Annotated in this window: 21 protein-coding genes and 1 pseudogene; 16 read left to right on the top strand and 6 right to left on the bottom strand. The window is 51.7% G+C overall.

Going from position 1 to position 21,294, the window contains the following annotated elements; genetic code table 11:
* Nucleotides 1–33: 33 nt before the first annotated feature.
* The 4 genes from J1779_RS17200 to fecE are packed head-to-tail and all read left to right on the top strand — an operon-like array spanning nucleotide 34 to nucleotide 3,669.
* Nucleotides 34–939, top strand: coding sequence for a Fe(3+) dicitrate ABC transporter substrate-binding protein FecB (locus J1779_RS17200; protein WP_217204351.1), 906 nt, complete (start codon nucleotides 34–36; stop codon nucleotides 937–939).
* Nucleotides 936–1,940 carry an iron-dicitrate ABC transporter permease FecC gene (gene fecC / locus J1779_RS17195; RefSeq protein ID WP_217204350.1) on the top strand — a complete coding sequence of 335 codons (1,005 nt, stop codon included), beginning with the start codon at nucleotides 936–938 and terminating at the stop codon, nucleotides 1,938–1,940. The genes J1779_RS17200 and fecC overlap by 4 nt, the downstream gene beginning before the upstream one ends.
* Nucleotides 1,940–2,899, top strand: a complete 960-nt coding sequence (gene fecD / locus J1779_RS17190) for a Fe(3+) dicitrate ABC transporter permease subunit FecD (RefSeq protein WP_217204423.1) — start codon at nucleotides 1,940–1,942, stop codon at nucleotides 2,897–2,899. The genes fecC and fecD overlap by 1 nt, the downstream gene beginning before the upstream one ends.
* A 2-nt stretch (nucleotides 2,900–2,901) precedes the next feature.
* On the top strand, nucleotides 2,902–3,669 hold the full coding sequence (gene fecE, locus J1779_RS17185; protein ID WP_217204349.1) for a Fe(3+) dicitrate ABC transporter ATP-binding protein FecE: 768 nt from the start codon (nucleotides 2,902–2,904) through the stop codon (nucleotides 3,667–3,669).
* A gap of 25 nt (nucleotides 3,670–3,694) precedes the next feature.
* Here fecE and J1779_RS25560 read toward each other — a convergent pair.
* Nucleotides 3,695–3,802 (bottom strand): annotated as a pseudogene (locus tag J1779_RS25560) (type VI secretion system tube protein Hcp); the annotation flags it as partial.
* Nucleotides 3,803–3,826: 24 nt separating this feature from the next.
* A complete protein-coding gene (locus J1779_RS17180) occupies nucleotides 3,827–6,838 on the bottom strand; it encodes a Tn3 family transposase (protein WP_217204348.1) in 3,012 nt (1,003 codons plus the stop codon).
* Nucleotides 6,839–6,997: 159 nt separating this feature from the next.
* Between J1779_RS17180 and J1779_RS17175 the strand changes: the two genes are divergently transcribed.
* From J1779_RS17175 to J1779_RS17165, 3 genes are all read left to right on the top strand, one after another.
* Nucleotides 6,998–7,555, top strand: a complete 558-nt coding sequence (locus J1779_RS17175) for a recombinase family protein (RefSeq protein WP_133625266.1) — start codon at nucleotides 6,998–7,000, stop codon at nucleotides 7,553–7,555.
* An 82-nt stretch (nucleotides 7,556–7,637) separates the two neighbouring features.
* Nucleotides 7,638–8,540, top strand: a complete 903-nt coding sequence (locus J1779_RS17170) for a LysR family transcriptional regulator (protein WP_217204347.1) — start codon at nucleotides 7,638–7,640, stop codon at nucleotides 8,538–8,540.
* Nucleotides 8,541–8,711: 171 nt separating this feature from the next.
* Entirely contained in the window at nucleotides 8,712–9,923 is a 1,212-nt protein-coding gene (locus J1779_RS17165; protein ID WP_217204346.1) for an MFS transporter, read from the top strand.
* A gap of 311 nt (nucleotides 9,924–10,234) precedes the next feature.
* Here J1779_RS17165 and J1779_RS17160 read toward each other — a convergent pair whose 3' ends face one another.
* The gene (locus J1779_RS17160; RefSeq protein ID WP_217204345.1) at nucleotides 10,235–11,134 is read right to left on the bottom strand and encodes a LysR family transcriptional regulator; all 900 of its coding nucleotides are present in this window, start codon (nucleotides 11,132–11,134) and stop codon (nucleotides 10,235–10,237) included.
* Nucleotides 11,135–11,250: 116 nt separating this feature from the next.
* Between J1779_RS17160 and J1779_RS17155 the strand changes: the two genes are divergently transcribed.
* Genes J1779_RS17155 through J1779_RS17145 form a run of 3 tightly spaced genes read left to right on the top strand, consistent with a single transcriptional unit; the run spans nucleotide 11,251 to nucleotide 13,183 of the window.
* Complete coding sequence (locus J1779_RS17155) at nucleotides 11,251–11,883, top strand: DsbA family protein (RefSeq protein WP_238485208.1); 633 nt, start codon at nucleotides 11,251–11,253, stop codon at nucleotides 11,881–11,883.
* Nucleotides 11,884–11,940: 57 nt separating this feature from the next.
* Nucleotides 11,941–12,789, top strand: coding sequence for an MBL fold metallo-hydrolase (locus J1779_RS17150; protein WP_238485195.1), 849 nt, complete (start codon nucleotides 11,941–11,943; stop codon nucleotides 12,787–12,789).
* A 4-nt stretch (nucleotides 12,790–12,793) separates the two neighbouring features.
* Entirely contained in the window at nucleotides 12,794–13,183 is a 390-nt protein-coding gene (locus J1779_RS17145; protein ID WP_133625271.1) for a nuclear transport factor 2 family protein, read from the top strand.
* 443 nt (nucleotides 13,184–13,626) lie between these two features.
* Here the strand turns inward: J1779_RS17145 and J1779_RS17140 are convergent, their stop codons facing one another.
* On the bottom strand, nucleotides 13,627–14,535 hold the full coding sequence (locus J1779_RS17140; RefSeq protein WP_217204343.1) for a LysR family transcriptional regulator: 909 nt from the start codon (nucleotides 14,533–14,535) through the stop codon (nucleotides 13,627–13,629).
* A 121-nt stretch (nucleotides 14,536–14,656) separates the two neighbouring features.
* On the opposite strand from J1779_RS17140, the gene J1779_RS17135 reads away from it, so the two are divergent.
* From J1779_RS17135 to J1779_RS17125, 3 genes are read left to right on the top strand one after another with little or no spacing between them, the layout of a single operon-like run.
* Nucleotides 14,657–15,586 (top strand): alpha/beta hydrolase, encoded by a 930-nt coding sequence (locus J1779_RS17135; RefSeq protein ID WP_112288739.1) that lies wholly within the window; start codon nucleotides 14,657–14,659, stop codon nucleotides 15,584–15,586.
* A 59-nt stretch (nucleotides 15,587–15,645) separates the two neighbouring features.
* On the top strand, nucleotides 15,646–16,626 hold the full coding sequence (locus tag J1779_RS17130; protein ID WP_217204342.1) for a TIGR03571 family LLM class oxidoreductase: 981 nt from the start codon (nucleotides 15,646–15,648) through the stop codon (nucleotides 16,624–16,626).
* Nucleotides 16,627–16,640: 14 nt separating this feature from the next.
* Nucleotides 16,641–17,612 carry a nuclear transport factor 2 family protein gene (locus J1779_RS17125; protein WP_217204341.1) on the top strand — a complete coding sequence of 324 codons (972 nt, stop codon included), beginning with the start codon at nucleotides 16,641–16,643 and terminating at the stop codon, nucleotides 17,610–17,612.
* Here J1779_RS17125 and J1779_RS17120 read toward each other — a convergent pair.
* On the bottom strand, nucleotides 17,595–18,524 hold the full coding sequence (locus J1779_RS17120) for a LysR family transcriptional regulator (RefSeq protein WP_217204340.1): 930 nt from the start codon (nucleotides 18,522–18,524) through the stop codon (nucleotides 17,595–17,597). The two genes, J1779_RS17125 and J1779_RS17120, sit on opposite strands and share 18 nt — an antisense overlap.
* 119 nt (nucleotides 18,525–18,643) lie before the next feature.
* Between J1779_RS17120 and J1779_RS17115 the strand changes: the two genes are divergently transcribed.
* Nucleotides 18,644–19,741, top strand: coding sequence for an alkene reductase (locus J1779_RS17115; RefSeq protein ID WP_217204339.1), 1,098 nt, complete (start codon nucleotides 18,644–18,646; stop codon nucleotides 19,739–19,741).
* A gap of 151 nt (nucleotides 19,742–19,892) precedes the next feature.
* On the opposite strand, the gene J1779_RS17110 is transcribed toward J1779_RS17115, so the two are convergent.
* Complete coding sequence (locus J1779_RS17110) at nucleotides 19,893–20,303, bottom strand: Hcp family type VI secretion system effector (RefSeq protein WP_274388818.1); 411 nt, start codon at nucleotides 20,301–20,303, stop codon at nucleotides 19,893–19,895.
* Nucleotides 20,304–20,488: 185 nt separating this feature from the next.
* Here J1779_RS17110 and J1779_RS17105 point away from each other — a divergent pair, with 185 nt between their 5' ends.
* Both J1779_RS17105 and J1779_RS17100 read left to right on the top strand, forming a co-directional pair.
* Nucleotides 20,489–21,025: a DUF2778 domain-containing protein gene (locus J1779_RS17105; RefSeq protein WP_183849275.1), complete on the top strand. Its 537-nt coding sequence runs from the start codon at nucleotides 20,489–20,491 to the stop codon at nucleotides 21,023–21,025.
* Nucleotides 20,997–21,251 (top strand): hypothetical protein, encoded by a 255-nt coding sequence (locus J1779_RS17100; protein WP_162997902.1) that lies wholly within the window; start codon nucleotides 20,997–20,999, stop codon nucleotides 21,249–21,251. The genes J1779_RS17105 and J1779_RS17100 overlap by 29 nt, the downstream gene beginning before the upstream one ends.
* The last annotated feature ends 43 nt before the right edge of the window (nucleotides 21,252–21,294 follow it).

Raw genomic sequence — 21,294 nt, 5'->3', positions numbered from 1 at the left:
CCCGGTTTTTCCTGTTAACCGCACAGAGGTTTTATGTCTTTCTTCTCCCGCTTTGCGCTTTTTATCGGCTTATGTTTTTCACTCGGTGGCGCCCAGGCCGTGACGGTCACGGATCAGCAGGGCAGTTTTACCCTGGATCCCACGCCAAAACGTGTGGTGGTGCTGGAGCTGTCCTTTGTGGACGCGCTGGCGGTGGTGGATGTCAGCCCGGTCGGCGTGGCTGACGATAACGATGCGGACCGCATTTTGCCGCAGGTGCGTCAGCGCATCGGCGTCTGGCAATCGGTCGGCACGCGATCGCAGCCCAGCCTTGAGGCGATTGCCGCCCTGAAACCGGACCTGATCATCGCCGACAGCAGCCGCCACAGCGGCATTTACGCCGCGCTGAAAGGCATTGCGCCAACGCTGCTGCTGAAATCCCGTAACGAAACCTACCGCGAGAATCTGGAGTCGGCGGCGATCATCGGCAAAGTGCTGGGCAAAGATGCGCTGATGCAGCAACGTCTGACGGAACATCATCAGCGCATGCAGGCGTTTGCCGCGCAGTTGCCACAAGGCACGCAGGTGGTGTTCGGCACTTCGCGCGAGCAGCAGTTCAACCTGCATTCGCGGGATTCCTACACCGGCAGCGTGCTGACCTCGCTCGGCCTGAAGGTACCGGAGCCGGTGAACCAGCAACCGCTGGCGAACATCAGCTTCGAGCAACTGCTGGCGATCAACCCTGACTGGCTGATCGTCGCGCATTACCGTCAGGAAAGTATCGTGCGCCAGTGGCAGCAGGATCCGCTGTGGCAGATGATGAAAGCCGCGCAGCAAAAACAGGTGGCGTCGGTGGACAGTAACGTCTGGGCGCGGATGCGCGGCTTGTTTGCCGCCGAACAGATCGCCCGCGACACGGTGCAGATCCTGCATCATCAGGCGCTTAACACCGCACCATGATGGCAGTGAAACGCCTGTTTACGGGGGGGCGCTGGACGCTGCCTCTGCTCGTTCTGGGCGTCAGCTTCTGGCTGACGCTTTTTTGCCGTTCTGCGGTGCCCATTGGCGCGCTGGAATCGTTGCGCGCCTTGCTGCCCGGCCCGCCGGTTTCCCTTGCACAGGCGCTGGTGCTGAACCTGCGCCTGCCGCGCAGTCTGGTGGCGATGCTGCTGGGAGCAAGTCTGGCGCTGGCGGGCAGTTTGCTGCAAACCCTGACCCGTAATCCGCTGGCGTCGCCTTCGCTGTTTGGCATTAACGCGGGCGCGTCGCTGGCGATGGTGGTGGTCAGCGCGCTCAGCCCGCAGCTGTTCTCCGGTTTCAGCATCGCGCTGGTGGCCGCACTTGGCGGCGGCGTCAGCTGGGGCGCCGTCATGCTGATGGGCGGCGGCTGGCGACAGGCCGGGGATCGCAGCCGGTTGATCCTCGCGGGTGTGGCGGTATCTGCGCTGTGCGCCGCGCTGGCAAAAGCCACGCTGATCCTCTCCGAAGACCACGCTTACGGCATTCTCAGCTGGCTGGCCGGCGGTGTGGCGCACGCACGCTGGCCGGAGTTCTGGCATCTGTTTCCGTTCACCGCCATCATCGCGCCGTGGGTGTTGTTGCTCGCCAGCCGCCTCAACCTGTTGCAGGTCAGCGATGACAGCGCACAGACGCTGGGTGTTAACCTGCCGCGTCTGCGTCTGACCCTTAATCTGATGGTGTTGCTGCTGGTCGGTGCCTGCGTCAGCGTCGCCGGACCGCTGGCGTTTATCGGCCTGCTGGTGCCGCACATTTCCCGTTACTGGATTGGCTACGACCTGCGCCGTATGTTGCCGCTGTGCATGATTTTTGGTGCCACGCTGATGCTGCTGGCCGATTTGCTGGCCCGTTTTCTGGCGTGGCCGGGCGAGCTACCGGCGGGCGTGGTGCTGGCGCTGATCGGCGCGCCGTTCTTCGTCTGGCTGGTGAGGACGCGCACGTGATCCGCCAGCTGACGGTATTCCTCATCCTCAGCGCGCTGCTGTTGCTGACCTTCGTGATGTCCCTGCGTTACGGCACGCACACGCTGACGTTTGAACAGATGCGCCTCGCGCTTTCACCTGCTGACAGCAACCATTTTCCGCTGACGGAGTACCGGCTGCCACGTGCGCTGCTGGCAATACTGATCGGTGCGGCGCTGGCACTTTCCGGCGTGCTGGTGCAGGGAATTATCCGCAATCCGCTGGCCTCGCCGGACATTCTCGGCGTCAATCATGCCGCCGGATTAGCCTCGGTGGGGGCGCTGATGTTGCTGCCTTCGCTCTCTGTCATGTGGTTGCCGCCGCTGGCATTTGCCGGGGGTATTGCGGCCTTTGTGCTGCTGAGGCTGGTGTCCGGGCGCTCTGCGCCGTTGCGGCTGGCATTAACGGGCGTGGCGCTGACCGCCTTTTACGCCAGCCTGACCGATTACCTGATGCTGTCTCGCCCGATGGAGATCAACAGCGCGCTGCTGTGGCTGACCGGCAGCCTGTGGGGACGTGGCTGGAATTTCGTTGAGATCGTCGCGCCGTGGTTGCTGCTCCTGATGCCGCTGAGCCTGTGGTTTTGCCGCGATCTGGATGTGCTGGCGCTCGGCGACGACAGTGCTGCGACGCTGGGTATTCGCGTATCCCGCGTGCAGCGGTGGGTGCTGTTGCTGGCGGTGGCGCTGGCGGCGATAAGCGTTGCGGCGTGCGGGCCGGTGGGCTTTATCGGCCTGGTCGCCCCGCACCTGACCCGCCGGCTGGTGGGCGGCCGCCACCGTGTGCTGATCCCTGCGTCCCTGCTGGTGGGGGCGCTGATTTTACTGCTGGCGGATGTGCTGGCGCGAACCCTGCACCCGCCGCTGGAACTGCCCGCGGGCGTATTAACGGCGGTGATTGGTGCGCCGTATTTCTTCTGGTTATTAATGAGAACCCGCTGATTATGCAACTCAGTGCAGACAATCTGACTGCCGGTTACGGCAAAAAAAACATCCTTAACGGCCTGTCGCTGACCCTCCCGGCCGGGAAGATCACCGCGCTGATCGGCCCGAACGGCTGCGGTAAATCCACGCTGTTGAAATGCTTTTCACGCCTGCTGACCCCGGCATCCGGCACCCTGTATCTCGGCGGGGAAGCGTTATCCGCGCTGCCTGGCCGCCAGCTGGCGCGCAAACTGGCGTTACTGCCGCAGCAGCATAGTGCGCCGGAAGGCATCAGCGTGCGTGAACTGGTGGGTTATGGACGCAGCCCCTGGCTAAATATGTGGGGAAGGCTGGGGCAGCAGGATAAGGCCGCCGTCGAACGGGCGATGCAGGAAACGAACATCACGGATCTTGCCGAAAAGCGGGTCAGCGAGCTGTCCGGCGGGCAGCGTCAGCGTGCGTTTCTGGCAATGGTACTGGCGCAGGACACGCCGCTGATGCTGCTCGACGAGCCGACCACCTATCTTGATATCAGCCATCAGGTTGAGCTGATGAATCTGCTGCGCAGCCAGAATCAGCAGGGAAAAACGCTGGTGGCGGTGCTGCACGACCTGAATCAGGCCAGCCGTTACTGTGACTACTTGGTGATGATGGTCGCAGGTAACATTATCGCGCAGGGCACACCGGAACAGGTCATGACACCGGCTCTTCTGTCGCAGGTGTTCGATATCGACGCGCAAATCTATCCCGAACCCGCGTCGGGGAAACCGATGTGTATTGTGCGGTGAAAGTGGGGCGCGAACCCCACTTTTTTCATGACCGGACATTCCATTCATCGGTGTACTTCACATTACCATCGACGTAGTGCCAGGTAATTTTGTTGTACATCAGTGATACCGATTCCACGTGATTGGGGTTCGAGGTCCAATGATGTAAAAAACCACGCTAAGAGGTTAATTCATTGTTTGTATTGAAATTTAGCGGTCTTAACTCGCCCTTCAGAATATCTTCCGGTAACGAAAACGTATAATGCCCCAGCATATTTATATGGCCATGTATCAGCGGCGATAATCTTGCCAGATGCTCCTCTTCAGGTGTTTCCCCCGATTTGCGAAGATGTGACAACGCCTCCTGCATGTAAAGTGTGTTCCACAGCACAACCGCATTGGTCACCAGACCCAGAGCACCGAGTTGATCTTCCTGCCCTTCACGGTAGCGTTTTCTAATTTCACCACGTTGTCCGTAGCAAATGGCTCGAGCCACTGCATGGCGTCCTTCTCCCCGGTTGAGCTGAGTGAGGATCCGACGCCGGTAATCCTCATCATCGATATAGTTGAGAAGATACAACGTCTTGTTGACCCGGCCCACTTCCATAATCGCCTGAGCCAGGCCAGATGGTCGGCTACTTCTCAACAGTGAACGAATAAGCTCTGATGCATGGATGGTCCCAAGCTTCAGTGAGCCCGCCATTCGCACCATTTCATCCCATTGGGATTCTATTTTTGACAGTTCAACACATCCCCGGGCCAGCTCATTCAGGGCACCATAATGTGCCGTTTTATCTGCCCGCCAGAATATCGCCCCGCCTGCATCGGCCAGACGAGGGGAAAACTGGTAGCCCAGTAACCAGAACAGGCCAAAAATGATATCGCTGGATCCTGCCGTGTCCGTCATAATTTCTACCGGATTCAGCCCGGTCTGCTGCTCCAGAAGCCCTTCCAGTACAAAGATGGAATCACGAAGCGTACCGGGAACCACAATGCCATGGAAACCGGAGTACTGATCGGAGACGAAGTTGTACCAGGTGATACCGCGTCCTGAACCAAAGTATTTACGATTTGGTCCGGAATTAACCGTTTTAACCGGTGTGACAAAACGCATACCATCTGCGGAGGCAACCTCACCACCTCCCCAGTACCCCGCGAGCGGCAGCGTGGACTGAAAATCAACCAGCCGTGCATTAGCGCTGACCAGCGTTTCTGCCCTGAGATAATTTTGTTTAACCCAGCTCAGACGATGGCGAGTAAGCGCGGGAATATTATGCTTTATCAGGGGTTCATGCCCTATATTGCAGGCTTCTGCCAGCAGTGTTGCGCACAGACTGACCTGGAGATCCTGCGCCCGAGCACCTGATTCACTGACGTGGCTGAATTCGCGGGTAAAACCGGTTCGGGCATCTATTTCAAGCAACAGCTCAGTCAGATCAACCGGAGGGATCAGTTCTCTTACCCGACGATTCAATTGTATCAGTGCCGGTGGCTCATCCAGTTTATCCAGATTGCTAATCGTCAGTGAGGGATGCTTACCTTCATTGCTTATGCTGACCGCTGCGTTGCAGGCAAAACGTGAAGCCACTGATTTCCATGTGTCATCAAGCCGCGTAGCCAATTGTTCTGCTGCTTTAGTTCCGTCTGATGGATGACCCAGCGCCCGACATACCGGGATGCGTTGTGCCTGCCATTCAGCTCCCTGAAGCAATTTTTGACGCGGGTCCCCCCACCGGTCACTGTTCTCCAGCCAGAGATCACGACGGCGCAAAGAATCCTGAAGGCGCTCGAGAAGGCACAACGAGTAACCCGCTCGTAGAATCCTACCATCTCTGTCGTAGACCAGACGTTTCCAGGGGCCGGAAATGATTTGCTCTGGTGCATCGTCGAGAATTCGCTTTTTTGAGCCACTCAGTTCGGCCAGATAATGGATTGCTGACAACGTGTGCTCCCCGGCTGGGGCGGCCTGAAAGTGTAAGTCACGCAACATCGCGGACAGGAAGCGCTTCACCCGTCCATATTGTTCCACCATTTCATTCTGAAAATGAGTATCTTGCGGGCGCGCCAGCTCATTTACCTTGCCGACGGATTCAGCCAGTTTGTCCTTTGGTATGCGGCGAAAAATAGCCTGCCGCAGAGCTGCTTCATCGGTGTTCTCATCAAGTAATAACGTGCATGCCCGTGCCAGTAATAGCGCGGCACGATCAAGATCTTTTAGGGTTCTGAGCCGCTTTTTCTGCCCGATATTTTTTGCAGAACGCGTGATATCCAGAATAAGCATATCCAGCACATCCACGGCCTCGTCAAGCGCCGAAATTTCCTGTGCTTTCACAAACGCAGTAAGCACGGCCAGTCGCCGTTCGTCAGGCATTCTTGAAATGTATTTCACCGAAGCCATTCCGGCATAACGGGCCAAATTCCGCAGCTGGATGGCAGGCAGACCGGAGAAATTCAGCCGGGAAAACTCCATGCTACGCAGTCGGGTATATCGCTCCAGGGCGTCTGTAAATGACGGCCCACTGATAGTGACAGGACCTTTTCGCATCTCCTCCAGCACCGATATACGCTGCCCTTCAGGTATTTCAAGTAAACCGTCCAGTTGTGTTTTCTGCCAGCTGTCAGGCAACAAAGCCAGCCTTCGCCATAATCGTCGACTTGCCCGTTCGCGTACTTCGCCAATCAGCCTTGTCAGAGTCGAGGCTGCGGGTAGCAGGATCTTATTTTGCAGCAACCATGCGGTAGCAAAATCAAACAGCAGACCTGGACGCTCATTGCTGAGCCAGGCGCGAGTATAGAGCAAACGCTTCAGTCTGAATGACCAGGGGAAATCACCAAAATCATGATAATCATAATAGAGCTTGATAAGCCCCTGATGCTCCCAGCGGGGATTTTTTTCTCTTTCTGCATACCGGGAAAGGATCTCTGGTCGGCTGATGTTCAACTGTGCCGCAATGTAAAAACGGATGAATGAGGGAATTTGAAGGGGATCAGGAAGAAACGTTCCCAGAAAGCGCGCCGTAGTCAGCTGAAGTGCAATCCCCAGCCGGTTATGTTTTCCCCGTCGCTGATTAATAAAAGCAAGGTCACGCTCATCCAGATGAAAATACCGAGCCAGCTGAACCTCATTTGGGTCTGCCACATAGCGACCGTAGTTTTCTGTCTGTTCGCTGGTAAGAAAGTCATCACTCATTGCGCATCCTTTCGTAAACGGGAGTTCTGTTCTTTTTTTTACCATCTCAAATATTATAAGTTTTGATACCTCTCAAAACGACTTCAAACATGAGTATCAAAAATCGTGATTTATGCCTTATGATACTACGCAGTATCAATATCGATTTGTGAGACCAATATGGCATTACTGGGATATGCAAGAGTATCAACCAGCCATCAGAAACTGACGGCGCAGATCACAGAGCTGAAATCTGTAGGTGTCAGAGATGATCGAATTTTTACTGATATGATGTCGGGAGCCACGGACGAACGCGAAGGACTACAACGGCTACTTGCCCGAGCGGAAAAAGACGACATCATCATTTGTACCAAAATGGACCGGCTTGGCCGCAATACCGCAGATATGATCCACATTGTTGATGCTTGCTATAAAAAGGGAATAGCCATTCGATTTTTGGAGAATGGACTGAGTACTGAAGGCACGATGGGGAAAATGGTGATTCAGATCCTTGCCGCTGTTGCAGAGGCGGAACGCGAACGAATATTAGAGCGTACCAACGAGGGCAGAGTGGTCGCGATGGCGGCAGGAGTTAAGTTTGGGCGAAAACCTCATCAAAGATCGGGAATGGCTCTGGAACTTATTCACCTTGATACTCCCATTAAGCTGGTGATGGAGAAAACCGGCATTTCTCGGGCAACTTACTTTCGGTTGAAAAGTCATCAGCGCCGTTCCTGATGGTCAGACGCTACAAATGAAAATTTTTCAGGTTCCTGCCTCGGAAGCTCTAAACATCTTCACATAAATAACCCGGGACATAATGGATAATTATAATCAGTTGCTTGCATTTATATGGGCGTATGAATACGGCAATTTTTCTGCCGCCGCGCGGGCAAACGGATTGACGCCTTCAGCAATGAGTAAACTCATCAGCCGGCTGGAGGCGAGATTACAGGTAAGGCTCTTTCATCGCGGGACGAGAACGTTAACGCTGACCGAAGAGGGGCACGTTTATCTTAACAGTGCCCGGGCAGTCGTTGACGCAATGTCTGAGGCTGATTCACTGGCAGAAGATATGCCATCACGCATCAGCGGGCAGCTGAAAATCCGTACCATGACCACCTTCGCCCGTTATCATATCCTTCCATGGTTGCCCGCGTTTATTGACGCCTACCCCGACCTCGACGTTGATATTGAAACGGGGCCGGTTTACCGGGATGAATTTGATAAAGGGCTGGATCTCGCCATTTATGGTGGTGTACTTGCGAGTTCTTCCCGTATCGCCCGTCGTATCGGTGAGAGTCAGTGGATTACCTGCGCTTCGCCGGCCTACATCACCAGGTACGGGATACCCTCCCATCCCCGTGAGTTGATGGAGCATCGCTGTTTCCACTTTAATTTCGATAGCCACTGGAACCAGTGGGTATTCACCGAAGACAATCAGAGCATCATATTCCCAGTGAAACCGGTTGCCTCACTGTCGCAGGGCGATTTGCTGCGAGATCTGGCTATTCAGGGAGAAGGTATCGTCCGCCTGGCTGACTTTCACGTTCACCGGGATATCAGAGAAGGAAGATTAATACCGCTTTTGAAGGCATTCCAGTCTCCTGTCAGAGAGCCGCTCTATATAATTTACGCGAAAAGGCAGCATCTCAGCCCGCGCATCCGCTGTTTTATTGAATTCATGGAAAAACAGATAGCCCTGCATCCCTGGAGCATTTGAATTTTCAGCCAGCCCCTTACTACTTGTCCCCAAGGTCATATTTAAATACTCACTGTGAAACTACGTCACAGTGGGTATTCCTGCTGCTCGAATCCCGTCGCTAAGGGATCGTGTTACTGTTTTATGGATTTTTACAGAACGAATCCATTTTCCAGGACTGAAGATATTACTATGTCAGACAAACAAACATCGCATGCAGGGATTGCACTGGCCCTGGCTTTCTTTTCCGGCATGCTGAGCAGCAGTCTTCCCACTCCTCTCTATCCCGTATACATCAGTTTATATGGTTTCAGCGCTTCTCAAATAATGGCGGTTTTTGGCGTCTACGCGGCTGGAGTCCTTTTAGCGCTTGCATTTACCGCCAGGGTTAATATCAGGCCTGAGCAGTATACAAAACCTCTGTATGCAGGTCTGGCCTGCGTTTTGCTGTCATCACTACTGATGATGCTCGCAGATAACTTTATGATACTTATCCTAGGCCGTTTTGTTACCGGTCTGGGTTCAGGTATTTTAATGGCCTATATTAACCGCTCGCTGATTAAATTATTTGATACGGAAGTAAGTAATACTGCGGCATTGACGGCTTCTGCCTCGTTGATCCTTGGACAGGCTATTGGCCCATTAATTACGGGGGAAATCGTGCATCGCGGTTTTTATGTACTTAAGGCTCCCTACGTAATTCTTTTTATTCTGGTTACAGCGTCAGTATTTGCGATCAGGGGCAGTCGTCTGATGATTAACAGGCACAGTACACCCGTAACCGGTGAACGGAAAAATATCAAAGCTCAAGGTCATAAGGTACTCTCTTTCCGGGACGTCATCGTCTGCTGCATGGCCATATTTCTTTCATGGGCGATGGCGTCCACGTTTATGTCCCAGGGACCCACCCTCGCCCGCACCTACTTCAATGTTACCAGCGTGCAGCTGGTAAGCTATTCACTGTCGGTATTCCTGCTGGTTGCAGGTATCACCCAGATAGTGATGAGAAAAAAACACCATTATTCGTCGCTGAAAATCGGAATTGTTACCCAACTTTCTGCGGTTTTGCTCGTCCTCTGCAGTGTATACACAACGGATCCCTTCCTTCTTTTCATAGCCGTGATGCTCGAAGGATTCGCCTATGGGGCAATACTGGTCGGTGCCGCCACTATCGTTAATGTGGTCGCCAGACAGAGTCAGCGGCACCACCTGATAAACCTTCTTTACATTGTGGGATACGTGGGTAACTGGCTGCCGTTTTCGCTGAGTGTGATGATGGATCATTTCCCCCAGGAAACAGCCCTGAATGCCTATCTTTGTTTGTGCAGTGTTTTAAGTGCGTGTATTGCTTTATCGGCGTATTTCGCGGGAAGGAGCCAGCCAAAATCATGGGTCGGAGCATAAAATACTAAATAATATAGACGGAAAAAATTATCATCCGGGCCCATCTATGCATGATGGCCGGAAATTGAATGCGAAAAATTCAAACGTAAACTCAATATTAAAGGAAAATAAAGATGTTATTATGAATGCTAATTTCCCGGAAATCGACCACGTCGTCTGAGGAAGACTCCTCCCTTACGAGCGCTCAGCCTTGATGACCTGGTATTGCCATCTTCGTGGAAGAAAACACGTCTACGTTTGCTGAAATTGCCACGATGACCGGTATGCTGCGTATTCCTGAATCTAAGCTGGCATGCAAAAGATAAGCACAATCAGCGCTCTTTATCTTTCTCCATCAATATATTTAAAAATGAGCGAACCTTTGTCGGGCGAAATCGAGATGCGGGAAAAACTGCATGAATCTCACCTGAAGGTAGTTCCCATTCTGGGAGCACCTGAATTAAGCGGCCAGAAATAAGATCATCACTGACAACGTAATCCGGCAACACAGAGATGCCAGCACCTTCTCTCACCGCTTCACGGACCGCCAGTGTGTTATTAATGAATATCGAGGGCTGAACGTTGACACTTTGTTGATCCGATCCATTCAGCGTGAAATGCCACTGAGAAGGTTCACGCAGAGCTGTATTGGCTATAAAAGGCAGTGGTTTGATATCTTGTGGTTTATTAATTTTTTCTAGCTGCGGCTGCATATTGCGCGGGGCTATCAGCAACTGCCGGAAGTGCCCGATTTTCCTTGCCTGCAAATATGAGTCGTCTAACCAGCCCACACGGATGGCTATTTCTATATCTTTGTCCACGATATCAAACTTGTTATCACTTATCACGGCATCAACTTTGCAGTCTGGATAGCGCTGACTGAATGCCGTGATAGCTGGAACGACGACGCTGATCCCATAGTCAAAAGGCGCTGTCAGCCTCAATGTCCCAGAAGGCTCTGCCACCAGTGCGTCTAACTCTGCAAAGGCTTCCTCTGTTTCACGTAGAATAGACGCACAGTGCTCATAAAAGACTTTTCCCGCATCCGTTAAGCGAATGGTACGAGTAGTACGGATAAGAAGAGTGGTGTTCAACTCCTCTTCAAGACGCGCGACCTGATGACTGACTACCGCTTTAGTTATACCCAAACGCTCGGCAGCTGCAGTAAATGAGCCAGCCTCAACCACGGAGACAAAGTAGGCAAGGCGTCTGATATTTCCCAGTTTTCTCACTACCGCATTCCAATTGTATGTTTTTAGATGACAAGCTGTTTACCATGGATGTATTTAATATCCAATAAAAGTTTTCTATGATGAGTTACTTTTAAAAATAGGGGGCACCTGTGAACATGATTCTTAATTACTTATTCGATCCGCTTTGCGGTTGGTGCTACGGCGCGTCACCTGTGCTTACTGAACTAAATGACATTCCGGGCATTAAACTTGAGTTCATGCCAACCGGCCTGTTTTCAGATGCCGGCGCACGTCCCATGAACAATGAATTTGCTGCTTTTGCGTGGGAAAACGACCAGCGAATTTCTAATATCACCGGGCAGCCTTTTTCCGAGATTTATCGCGAAAAAGTGCTTCATGGCCAGCAGAAAAAATTTGACAGTGGTTCAGCCACGCTTGCGATTACTGCAGTATCACTGTCAAACCCTTCGCGGGAAATTGAAGCGCTGAAAGCAATACAACACGCTCGTTATGTTGAGGGGCTTGACGTCACGTCATTGTCGGTTCTTGCGGGTGTGTTAAGTTCTCAGGGTCTGGAAAATGCGGCGAAGAAAGTGTTGGATCCTGCAGCAGACTTGCTCGAAGCAAACCATATTCGTACTGAGCGTGCGAAACGATTAATGCGGGAATTTGGCGCACGCGGTGTTCCCACTTTTATTGCCGAATCCGGCTCAAAGCGCTGGATGCTAAACTCAAGCATATTGTTTTCAAACCCTCATGAATGGGTACGTCAGTTAGTGGATTCATAACGTCTGGTGAAAGCAATGCTCACCTAATTACCACTTTAACAGAAGGCGAAAAATACGATGACACTACAAACCAACATCCCTGATGCAGGGAGGGACATTCCCCTGAGTTGGACACATTTTCCTGCCGGCGAGCACGGTTTTTATCGCTCGCCAGTGCTGATCTCTGGCGATAAGGAAGCCGTACTTATTGACGGTGGTTTTACGCTCGCCGATGGCAGACTGCTGGCAGAGGCTATCCAGAAAACAGGTAAAAAGCTGACCACAATCTATATTAGCCAAAGCGACCCTGATTACTACTTTAGCCTCGGTCCGGTAAGAGCAGCCTTTCCGGAAGCTCGTGTCGTTGCCGCATCGTCGACAATCGATGCCATTAAGAAAAGTGTTGATAAGAAACTGGCAGTGTGGGGCCCACAACTCCAGGACAACGGCCCGCAAACGTTGTCAGACATCGTTATGCCCGAGGTATTTGACGAGGATGCGTTATCTCTCGAAGGCCAGGCCCTCGAAATTATTGATGCTGATGGCCTCGCTAACCGTCGTTATCTCTGGGTACCTTCGCTTAACGCCATTTTTGGCGGTGTACTGGTGTTCTCTGGTACCCATGTGTGGACCGCCGACACTCAAGGTCCAGAGGGTCGCGCACTTTGGATAAAAAATCTGGACACCATGGCATCCAGACATCCCACTACGGTCATCGCAGGGCATATGTTACCTGAGGGTGCTACCGATATTTCAGCAATAACCTATACCCGCGACTATCTTCTGGCTTTTGAGAACGAGCTAAGTCTGGCCAGCGACAGTAGCGAACTGATTGCAGCCATGACAAAACGTTATCCTGATGCTGGCATGAGTGTCGCTTTACAAATTGGTGCAAAAGTCGCCAAGGGCGAAATGAGTTGGGGATAGAATAATGAAGAGTAATGTGGAAATTATACGCGCGACTTATGAAGGTACCTCTGAAGAAAATGGAAAGAACCTGCTTGCTGTCCTGTCGCCCAATGCGACATGGACTGAAGCGGCTGGGTTCCCCTATGCAGGGACTTACACCGGTGCAGAAGAGATAATCGCTAACGTATTTCAGCGACTGGCAACTGAGTGGACAGACTATCAGGCAAAGACGCATACGTTTCTTGCTGACGGTAACTATGTTGCTGCTTTTGGGATTTACTCCGGCGTTTATAAAATAACCGGCAAGGCGATGACGGCATCATTTGCGCACCTTTATCGCCTTGAGGATGGGAAAATTATGACCATGGAGCAGTACGTCGATAGCGCGTCGGTCATGTCGGCGTTAGCATAAAGTTAACACCGTCTGACAGGTTTCTACGCACTTGTAGTCGTTTACTGAATTTGGTCAGCATCCATTGTGGGCAGTTTCAGTAAACCACTACAAGTGCAATCTGACTAAGCCAAAACTTTCTTCAGCCACAGGCTCAAATCATGGAGTTCATCATCACTTACTGTGCCTCCAACAGGATAGGTCTTCCATGATCCCCCAATGACAATCCGCTTTCATACCGCGCGAATTTCGCAGTGTATCAGACTCTCATAATATCCCATCGTATTACGCAGTCCTGTTTCGTCTTCCGAACGAGAAAAATCAGAATGACGTTAATCGTACCAGGGCGGTCTGTCCTGTCCCCCGCCTGCGATAATGCTTGAATTGTTAAGCTTTAACGACCGGCGCTTCTGGATCGTGATTTTCTGGTTCAAGTTAAAAATAATGAGTTTATTATCAAAGCATTATTCCCAGGGTAATCCTTGCTCCCAGCTTTCGACAAGCAGGTCAATAAAGGCCCGAATTCGCGGTGATAAATGTCGTTTACTGGGATAAATGAGCCGAATAGGTTCCGGAGGGAAAGGAAACTCCTCAAGCACAGGTATCAGCTTACCGCTACGCAAATCCTCCCCTAGCAAATAGGTCGGTAAGTGAACGATACCAAATCCGGAAATTGCCGACGCCCGCATGGCTTCCGAATTGTCGAGGTTTAGTCGCCCGGGCCCTTCATAAACAAAAGTGCCTTCCGGAGTCGCAAACCGCCAGCTGCGTCTCTTTTCTGCACTCAGAAGAAAAATAGTGTCATGCCTGGTTAAGTCTGCGGGTGTTTCCGGAACGCCCCGTGAAGATAAGTATTCGGGGGATGCACAAGTGACAATATGCTGCGAAGCAATCGTGCGGGTAAGAATACGTGAGTCATCGCGAGGTTCACCTATACGAATGGCAATATCAAAGCCTTCCTCTATCAGGTCAACAAACCTGTCGCTAAAGGACACTTCGGCACGAATTTCCGGCCACTTTTTCAGATAAATATCCAGAATGGGAAGGATATGTCGCTGCCCAAAAGAAAGCGGCGCACTCAGCCGGAGAGTCCCCGTTGGCTTACCCCTGCGCATGGCCATGGCGGCATCGACCTCTTCCAGGTCCTCGAGTATCTGGCGGCAACGATCAAACATGACCCTCCCTTCATCGGTGAGACTCAGACTTCGGGTGGTACGGTTAAGAAGACGAACCCCCATACGCGTTTCGAGCCGGACGATACTTTTACCAATCGCAGAACGTGTAAGCCCAAGGGAACTTGCGGCGTGTGTGTAACTCCCGGCTTTTACAGCCGCGACGAACGCGGCGATATCACCAATGCTGTTGATCTCCATACTATATTTTTCTCATCCAATACGGGCGTTGTTGTACCCTTATATGGGAAGCACATTCCCCAAATGTTGGTATATTATATATTCCTGTTCCACTTTAACGCAAATACAAACAGGAATACCGATGATGAATCAACAAACTAAGAAAGCCGTAAAAGAATGGTCAGAAAGCCTGGCCGGTCTGGGACCAATCCTTACGGGTGAAGATACCGTAACGCCAATGAGTGAAGTGCGTGACGCCTATACCCGTATGTTGGCTAAAAATCCTGCACCCGCAGGTGTTGGCTTTACTGAGGTCGATATGGGGGGAGTGCCGGGAACGCTGGTGACTCCTGAAAATCTAAAAACCGATGCCATCGTTATGTACATCCACGGTGGGGCATACATTGTCGGTGAATCTGCTGGCTATCACGGTATTGGTGGCAACTATGCCAGCATGCTGGGCGCACGGGTTTACATGCCAGATTACCGACTGGCACCGGAGTATCCTTTCCCTACGCCCGTTACCGATACCGTTCGTGCATATGAGTGGTTGATTGAACAGGGCTTTGACGCCAGCAAAATCGTGCTGGCGGGTGAGTCTGCGGGCGGCGCGATGGTGGTTACCGTTATGGTTGCGGCACGCAACAAGGGCCTGCCGCTTCCAGCCGGCGGGGTCGCTATTTCACCCTGGGCTAACCTTGAGCACACGGGTGTCTCTATGACCAACAGAGAAGGCCTTGATCCTCTAAACACCAAAGCAGGTCTTGATTTTCTCGCACGTACGTTCCTCGGCGATGCATTGCCTAACCATCCAATGGCATCACCGGTGTTTGCTGATGTAACGGGCCTGCCGCCGGTGCTCGTTCAGATAGGTGAAAACGAACTGATGCTGACCGACGCGATGCGTCTGGCAACTCATCTGGGTGATAACCGCGTACGCGTAAATCTGGAAGTCTGGCCGGGCATGTTCCACGCCTGGCATTTCTTCTCCACGTTGCAGCCAGAAGCGGTACAGGCGCTTGAGAGTTCAGTCGCCTTTATTGAAAAGGCTCTACGTGATGCAGCGAAGTAATCATCATTGATGATTGACTAAATAACGGGCGCAGCTGACTGCGCCCGTCAGGAGTGTAAATGCCCCCTCTACAGACACAACCAACCTATCCGTCGGATCTTGCCTCACATAGCGCATATAAGCGCGTATTCCGCCCGGGTAGTCTGACATTTGGCTTTATTATGCCGCTTGAAGGTTATCCGGATTCGCCTTTTCCGACCCTGCAGGATCATCAGGCGCTGGCACAATTTGCTGATGACGCCGGTTTTTCCGCTCTGTGGATGAGAGATGTGCCCTTTTATGATCCACAGTTTGGTGACACAGGACAGATGCTTGACCCCATGGTCTACCTCGGATTTCTTGCCTCTCAAACCACACGCATAACGCTGGGTACCACCGGTATGGTGTTACCCCTGAGGGACCCGATTATATTGGCCAAGCAGGCAGCCTCAGTGGACCAGCTAAGTGGTGGACGCCTTTTGCTGGGGCTATCCAGCGGGGATCGCGCTGTTGAATACCCTGCGTTTGGTGCCGATTACGATAACCGGGCCGAACGTTATCGCGAGGCGTTTGGTCTGATAAAAACCGTCTGTGAGACGTCCTTCCCGGTGGCTGAAACGGCGTACTACGGCAAGCTTTCAGGCAACCTTGATCTTATTCCCAAACCCTTTAAATCCCGCATTCCAATGATTGTGGTTGGTCGAGCACGGCAGGACCTGAGCTGGATAGCAGAGGAAAGCGACGGATGGATATGGCATCTGAGTGATTTCTCAACGCTCCCGGAACTGCTTGAATTCTGGTGTGGCGGTTACGACGACAATCGTTTCAGACCTTATGGCTATGCCACCTTTTTTGACCTGGATGCTAACCCTGACGCGCCGCTTCGCAGATTGATGAATGGCATCACCGTCGGCCGCAATGCGCTGATAAAGCTATGGAAGGAGCAGGAGCGCCAGGGAGTAAACCACGTTGCGTTAAATCTGAAACCGCTGACACGGCCAGCAGCCGAGGTGATGGCTGAAATGGCAGAATTTGTGTTACCCGAGTTTCCTTCTGAATAAATGCAGGGTAATAAATGAACTGTTTATTTCATTCTTCAGTGCAGAGCCTGAATACGTTTTGTGAAGCCTGGTCCGGTAACGCTTGCTCCGACAATAGCCAATGGCTGGACCCCTCGGTCAGATTAGTCAGCAGTCATCGTGGAACCGTTTCCGGCCGTGAAAATGTCACCGCCCTTTTGCAAAATGACTTTGCTGACCTGGACAACGTGTCCGTTACGCTGACAAACACCGTTGAGCGCAGGAACGATAAAGATTACGTCGCCAGTGCATACCTGCACGGACAGGCTTCGCGCACAGGTTCCGGACGTCATAACCCGGTACGGTTCGGGGGGACGGTCGTGATGAGGGCTGGCACAGATGAAGCCCAACCTGTGATCCATACCCTTCACCTCCAGATACACTGGACCTCAGGTGCAAGACAGTTGTTATCGGGATGGCAGCTACCGGCTGAAGAGTCCGGCTGGCATCAGGGATTTCCGCCAGTCGCCATTATCAGTGAACTTGATGCTCCCTGGCATATTGTGCCAGAAAACCACCGTGCTACGGGTGACGAACAGGAGGTGATCGATATCTGGTATCGCTACGCGTGGGCGCTGGACCAGGCAGATTTCACACTTTTCAGCACATGCTTTAGTGAAAACGCCGCGGGTAACTTTACCCCCCTGGGCTATATCTCCGGGAGACGAAATATCATTGCCGCCATGAAAGCCTTCCGGCTTCCGTGGCCCTGGATGCAGCATTTTGGTAAACCTCTGAAAGTATGTGTCCACCCCGATCGCCAGTCGGCCTTCCTGATAATAGGCCGGGTTATTGCCGAGAAGACGCATGATTCAGTGGGTCGCAAAATCTACGGCGCGCATTACCGTGTTGGAATGGAAAAAGACGCTCACAACCAGTGGTCAATTTGCTGGAGCGAATATAATCCTGGCTGGCTTTCAACAGACGATGTATCCGGCATTGATACTGCATTACCGCGCAACAGATGAACGCTGCGCGCTCGACAAGCGTGCCGGCAACTCTTTTTTCAGTTCTTCAATCAAGGCTCTCACTTTAGGAAGGACCGTGTGAGTCCTGGGCCACATTGCAGAAATGGGGGTGGGCGGTGCCTGAAATGTGGGTAGAATTGCACGAAGCTGCCCCTTTTTGATGGCATCACCACATAACCAGTCAGGAAGTTGCGTCACCCCACATCCGGCAATAGCCGCTTCCAGCATGGCTTGACCATTATTAAAACGGTAGGCTGAGGAAACAACATGCCTTACAACGTGTCCCTCTTTGCCCCGGATTAGCCAGTAAGTTTGCCCGTCTGACGGTAACCCTGAAATGCATCTGTGTGATGAAAGCTCACGAAGATCAATGGGGGTGCCTGCTCGTTCCAGATATCCCTCAGAGGCGCAAATGATAAGCTTTTGCTCGCCAAGGCGGGTGGCAACCAAATCACCTGAGTCAGGCAGGGGACCAAGCCTCAGCGCGAGGTCAAAGCCGTCTGTCGCCGGGTCGCGAACCCGATCACTGAAATCAACTTCGATGTTCAGGGTCCGGTATTTTAACGCCATGATATTGAGTAAGGGCATAATGAAAAGATGCCCAAAGGCCACGGGAACCGTCAGCCGCATCAGTCCAGACGGCTCCACTATCCCCGCCTCTATTATGCTTTCAGCATCTGAAATCATATCCATAGCAGCAGTGCAGCGATTGAAATAGATCTCACCTTCCGGCGTCAGCGACAGGCTTCGCGTACTGCGGTTGAGTAAGCGAACCCCCAGGCGGATTTCCAGACGCTTGATGCTTTTACTGAGTGCAGAGCGCGTCACGCCTAAACCCTCAGCTGCAGCAACGAAACTGCCTTTTCTGACAACTTCAGTAAATTCCTGTACGCCATTGAGTTGTGCCGTCACAAATATTGGTTCCTTTATCTCAACACTGAGGGGCTTTTTGCCCAGGTAATCATGGCCTTTAAATAAGGATAAGATCGTTGCTAACAGATTTTTACCATGAAATGGCGTCAGGAGACAGAATGAGTGAGTTGCTGAATATCTATACAATGAATGGAATAAAGCTTAATAATCGTGTCGTTATGGCACCAATGACCCGATCGCGGGCCTATGACCTTGTTCCCACTGACAGTATGGTCACCTACTATCGCCAGCGCGCAACAGCAGGTTTAATTGTTTCCGAAGGTTCACCTGTTTCAATGGAAGGCCGTGGACAGGCTTACACGCCGGGAATTTACACTGACGAACAGATAGAGGGATGGAAAAAGGTGACAGAGGCAGTACATGCGCAGGGTGGGAAAATATTCATCCAGCTTTGGCACGTAGGACGTTCCTCACACATTGCTCACCAGCCTGATGGGCAGGCCCCGGTCAGCTCCGTCTCACGCGTTGCAGAAGGCTGCACCACTCACATTCCTGGTGATAACTGTCAGTCTGTACGCGTATTTCACAGCCAGCCCCGCGCATTAGCAACGGATGAAGTCCCGCGGGTGACACAGGATTTCGTTCAGGCAGCTAAAAATGCCATCGAGGCGGGTTTTGACGGAGTGGAGATCCACGCAGCTAACGGCTACATCTTCGAGCAATTTATCAATGGTGGACTTAACGACAGAACAGATCGTTATGGCGGTAATATTGCCAATCGTCTGCGGTTTACGCTGGAAACTGTGGATGCTATCTCTGCAGCCATCGGGAGTCATCTGACAGGTATCCGTATTGCACCCTTTGGCCGCCTGCAGGATATGCATAGCTTTGATGATGAGCAGGATACCTGGTTATCTTTAGGTATCGAACTGCGTCGTCGACATCTCGCATATGTGCATTTGAGCGATCAGGAATCTCTCGGAGCTCAGGCCATTCCTGCTGGTTTTCTAACAAAGTTTCGTGAGGCCTACGAGGGAACTCTTATCGTCGCAGGCAGCTATACACAGGCGCGTGCAGAAATGGCACTCAGAGAGGGGTTTGCCGACTTAATTGCATTTGGGCGTCCTTTCATAGCCAATCCAGATCTCGTTAAACGCATGAAAAATGGGTGGCCGATAGCTATTCCTGATAAGGATACGTTCTATACCGGGCAAGATGCAGGTTATATAGATTATCCCACGTATCACGTCGATTAAGTTCCCAGAAGCTGGAACGTATCCGGAATGCCTCCGATCCTAAAACAGCTCCGGTTTTCAGCCATTGGGAGAGGAGGAATTCTATTAATAGTGAATTGCCAAATAAATACCCATATTTCATATAATTACTTCGTTAGAGTGGTTTTTTACATCATCGGCCCCCGAACCCCTGATTAAGCTGCGAATTTCCGGACATTCTCACGTTGGGCATGCCCGGATTTACGCCGGTAATCTTCACCCCCTCAAGCGTCATAATAAAATAAACCTCTTCCCTGCCGGCATCATTAATGCGATACCAGCGGATTTCAGCGGACTTTAACGTTTGTCCTTTAGCGACTGCTTTATACAAATAAGGGCTCGATGAATCGAAATCTTTTTCAAGCATCATCGGAGAGTGGGTGCGGGTTCCGGTAATACTGCCGCTACGGCTGTCGACGGGAATATTCAGACCGTGGCTGAAACCGATGATCTCAATACTTCCCTCCCGATTTGCAACATCCACAGAACCTTTAATAGCAGCACCACCGTCATTGCAGAGCCACATATAAGCGGGTATTGGCATGGTTGTCATTTCCTTAAAAAAAACGAGCTTTACGTTATGCCCTTAATGCCATTTTGGGCAATGAGTGGATGTTGTAATATATTGACTTTTCAGAAGTTTATTATCAAATAAAGCATTTTAAGTGCCTGTTTTTTGTGGTGTGATTACCGTGTTTTTCTTTTAGCTAAATTTCACAAGGAGTTTTCATGGCTATACAAGGGAAATTTGTGATCAACGATGCCGATTATTCCCCCCTTAGTGTCAGTGGTGTGGGGACGTTCATGGCATTTTCAGGGAATGGGGCCTATCGCAATCGCGGAGGGTGCGGAAAAATTGCAGGAAATGGACCAATACCCACGGGCCGATATTGGGTTGTTGAAAGAGGGGGCGGTGGTTTTTTTTCAAAAAAAGTCGCGTGGGTAAAAGACAGTTATAACAAATATCACAGTGGCGCGGAGTTTAGACGTTCAGAGTGGTTTGCACTCTATCCTGATGACCGGAGCATAGACGATATGACCTGGATTGAAGGCGTTAAGCGAGAGCACTTTCGCCTGCACCCTGGGATACTCTCTGACGGTTGTATAACACTGGCCAACAATTCAGATTTCGCCCTGCTGAGAAATGCGCTGCTGCATACCAGGCTGATGGAAGTGCCCTGCATGAAAGATCTCATGGCATATGGATATATAGAAGTCGTTTACGGTGGATTTCGCCATGCTGACACTTGTGCGCTGGGTAGCTAAGTCTGCACTCCTGGTTCTCCTGTTCTGCACCGGAGCCATGCTTATTGATCCCGCTACATTTATCAGTCTGGATACGGCCAATAGTTTTGCAGAATGGACGTATGGTGATGTAAATCAGGAAAATTTTGATGATTTGTGGGTTTTGACCTGGATCGCATGTTCGATGCTGTTCTCTTTGGCGGGGTACTTTCTGATTATCAGGATCGCCCGAAAAATGCGCCGTTAGTGGCGCACTCATATTTCGCTCCAATTCCCCATATTTCCTGCCG

Origin of the sequence: Rahnella rivi (genome assembly GCF_019049655.1) — a bacterium.
In the GTDB taxonomy this organism is placed as follows: Bacteria; Pseudomonadota; Gammaproteobacteria; order Enterobacterales; family Enterobacteriaceae; genus Rahnella; species Rahnella rivi.
This window is presented reverse-complemented; position numbering and strand designations above follow the sequence as displayed.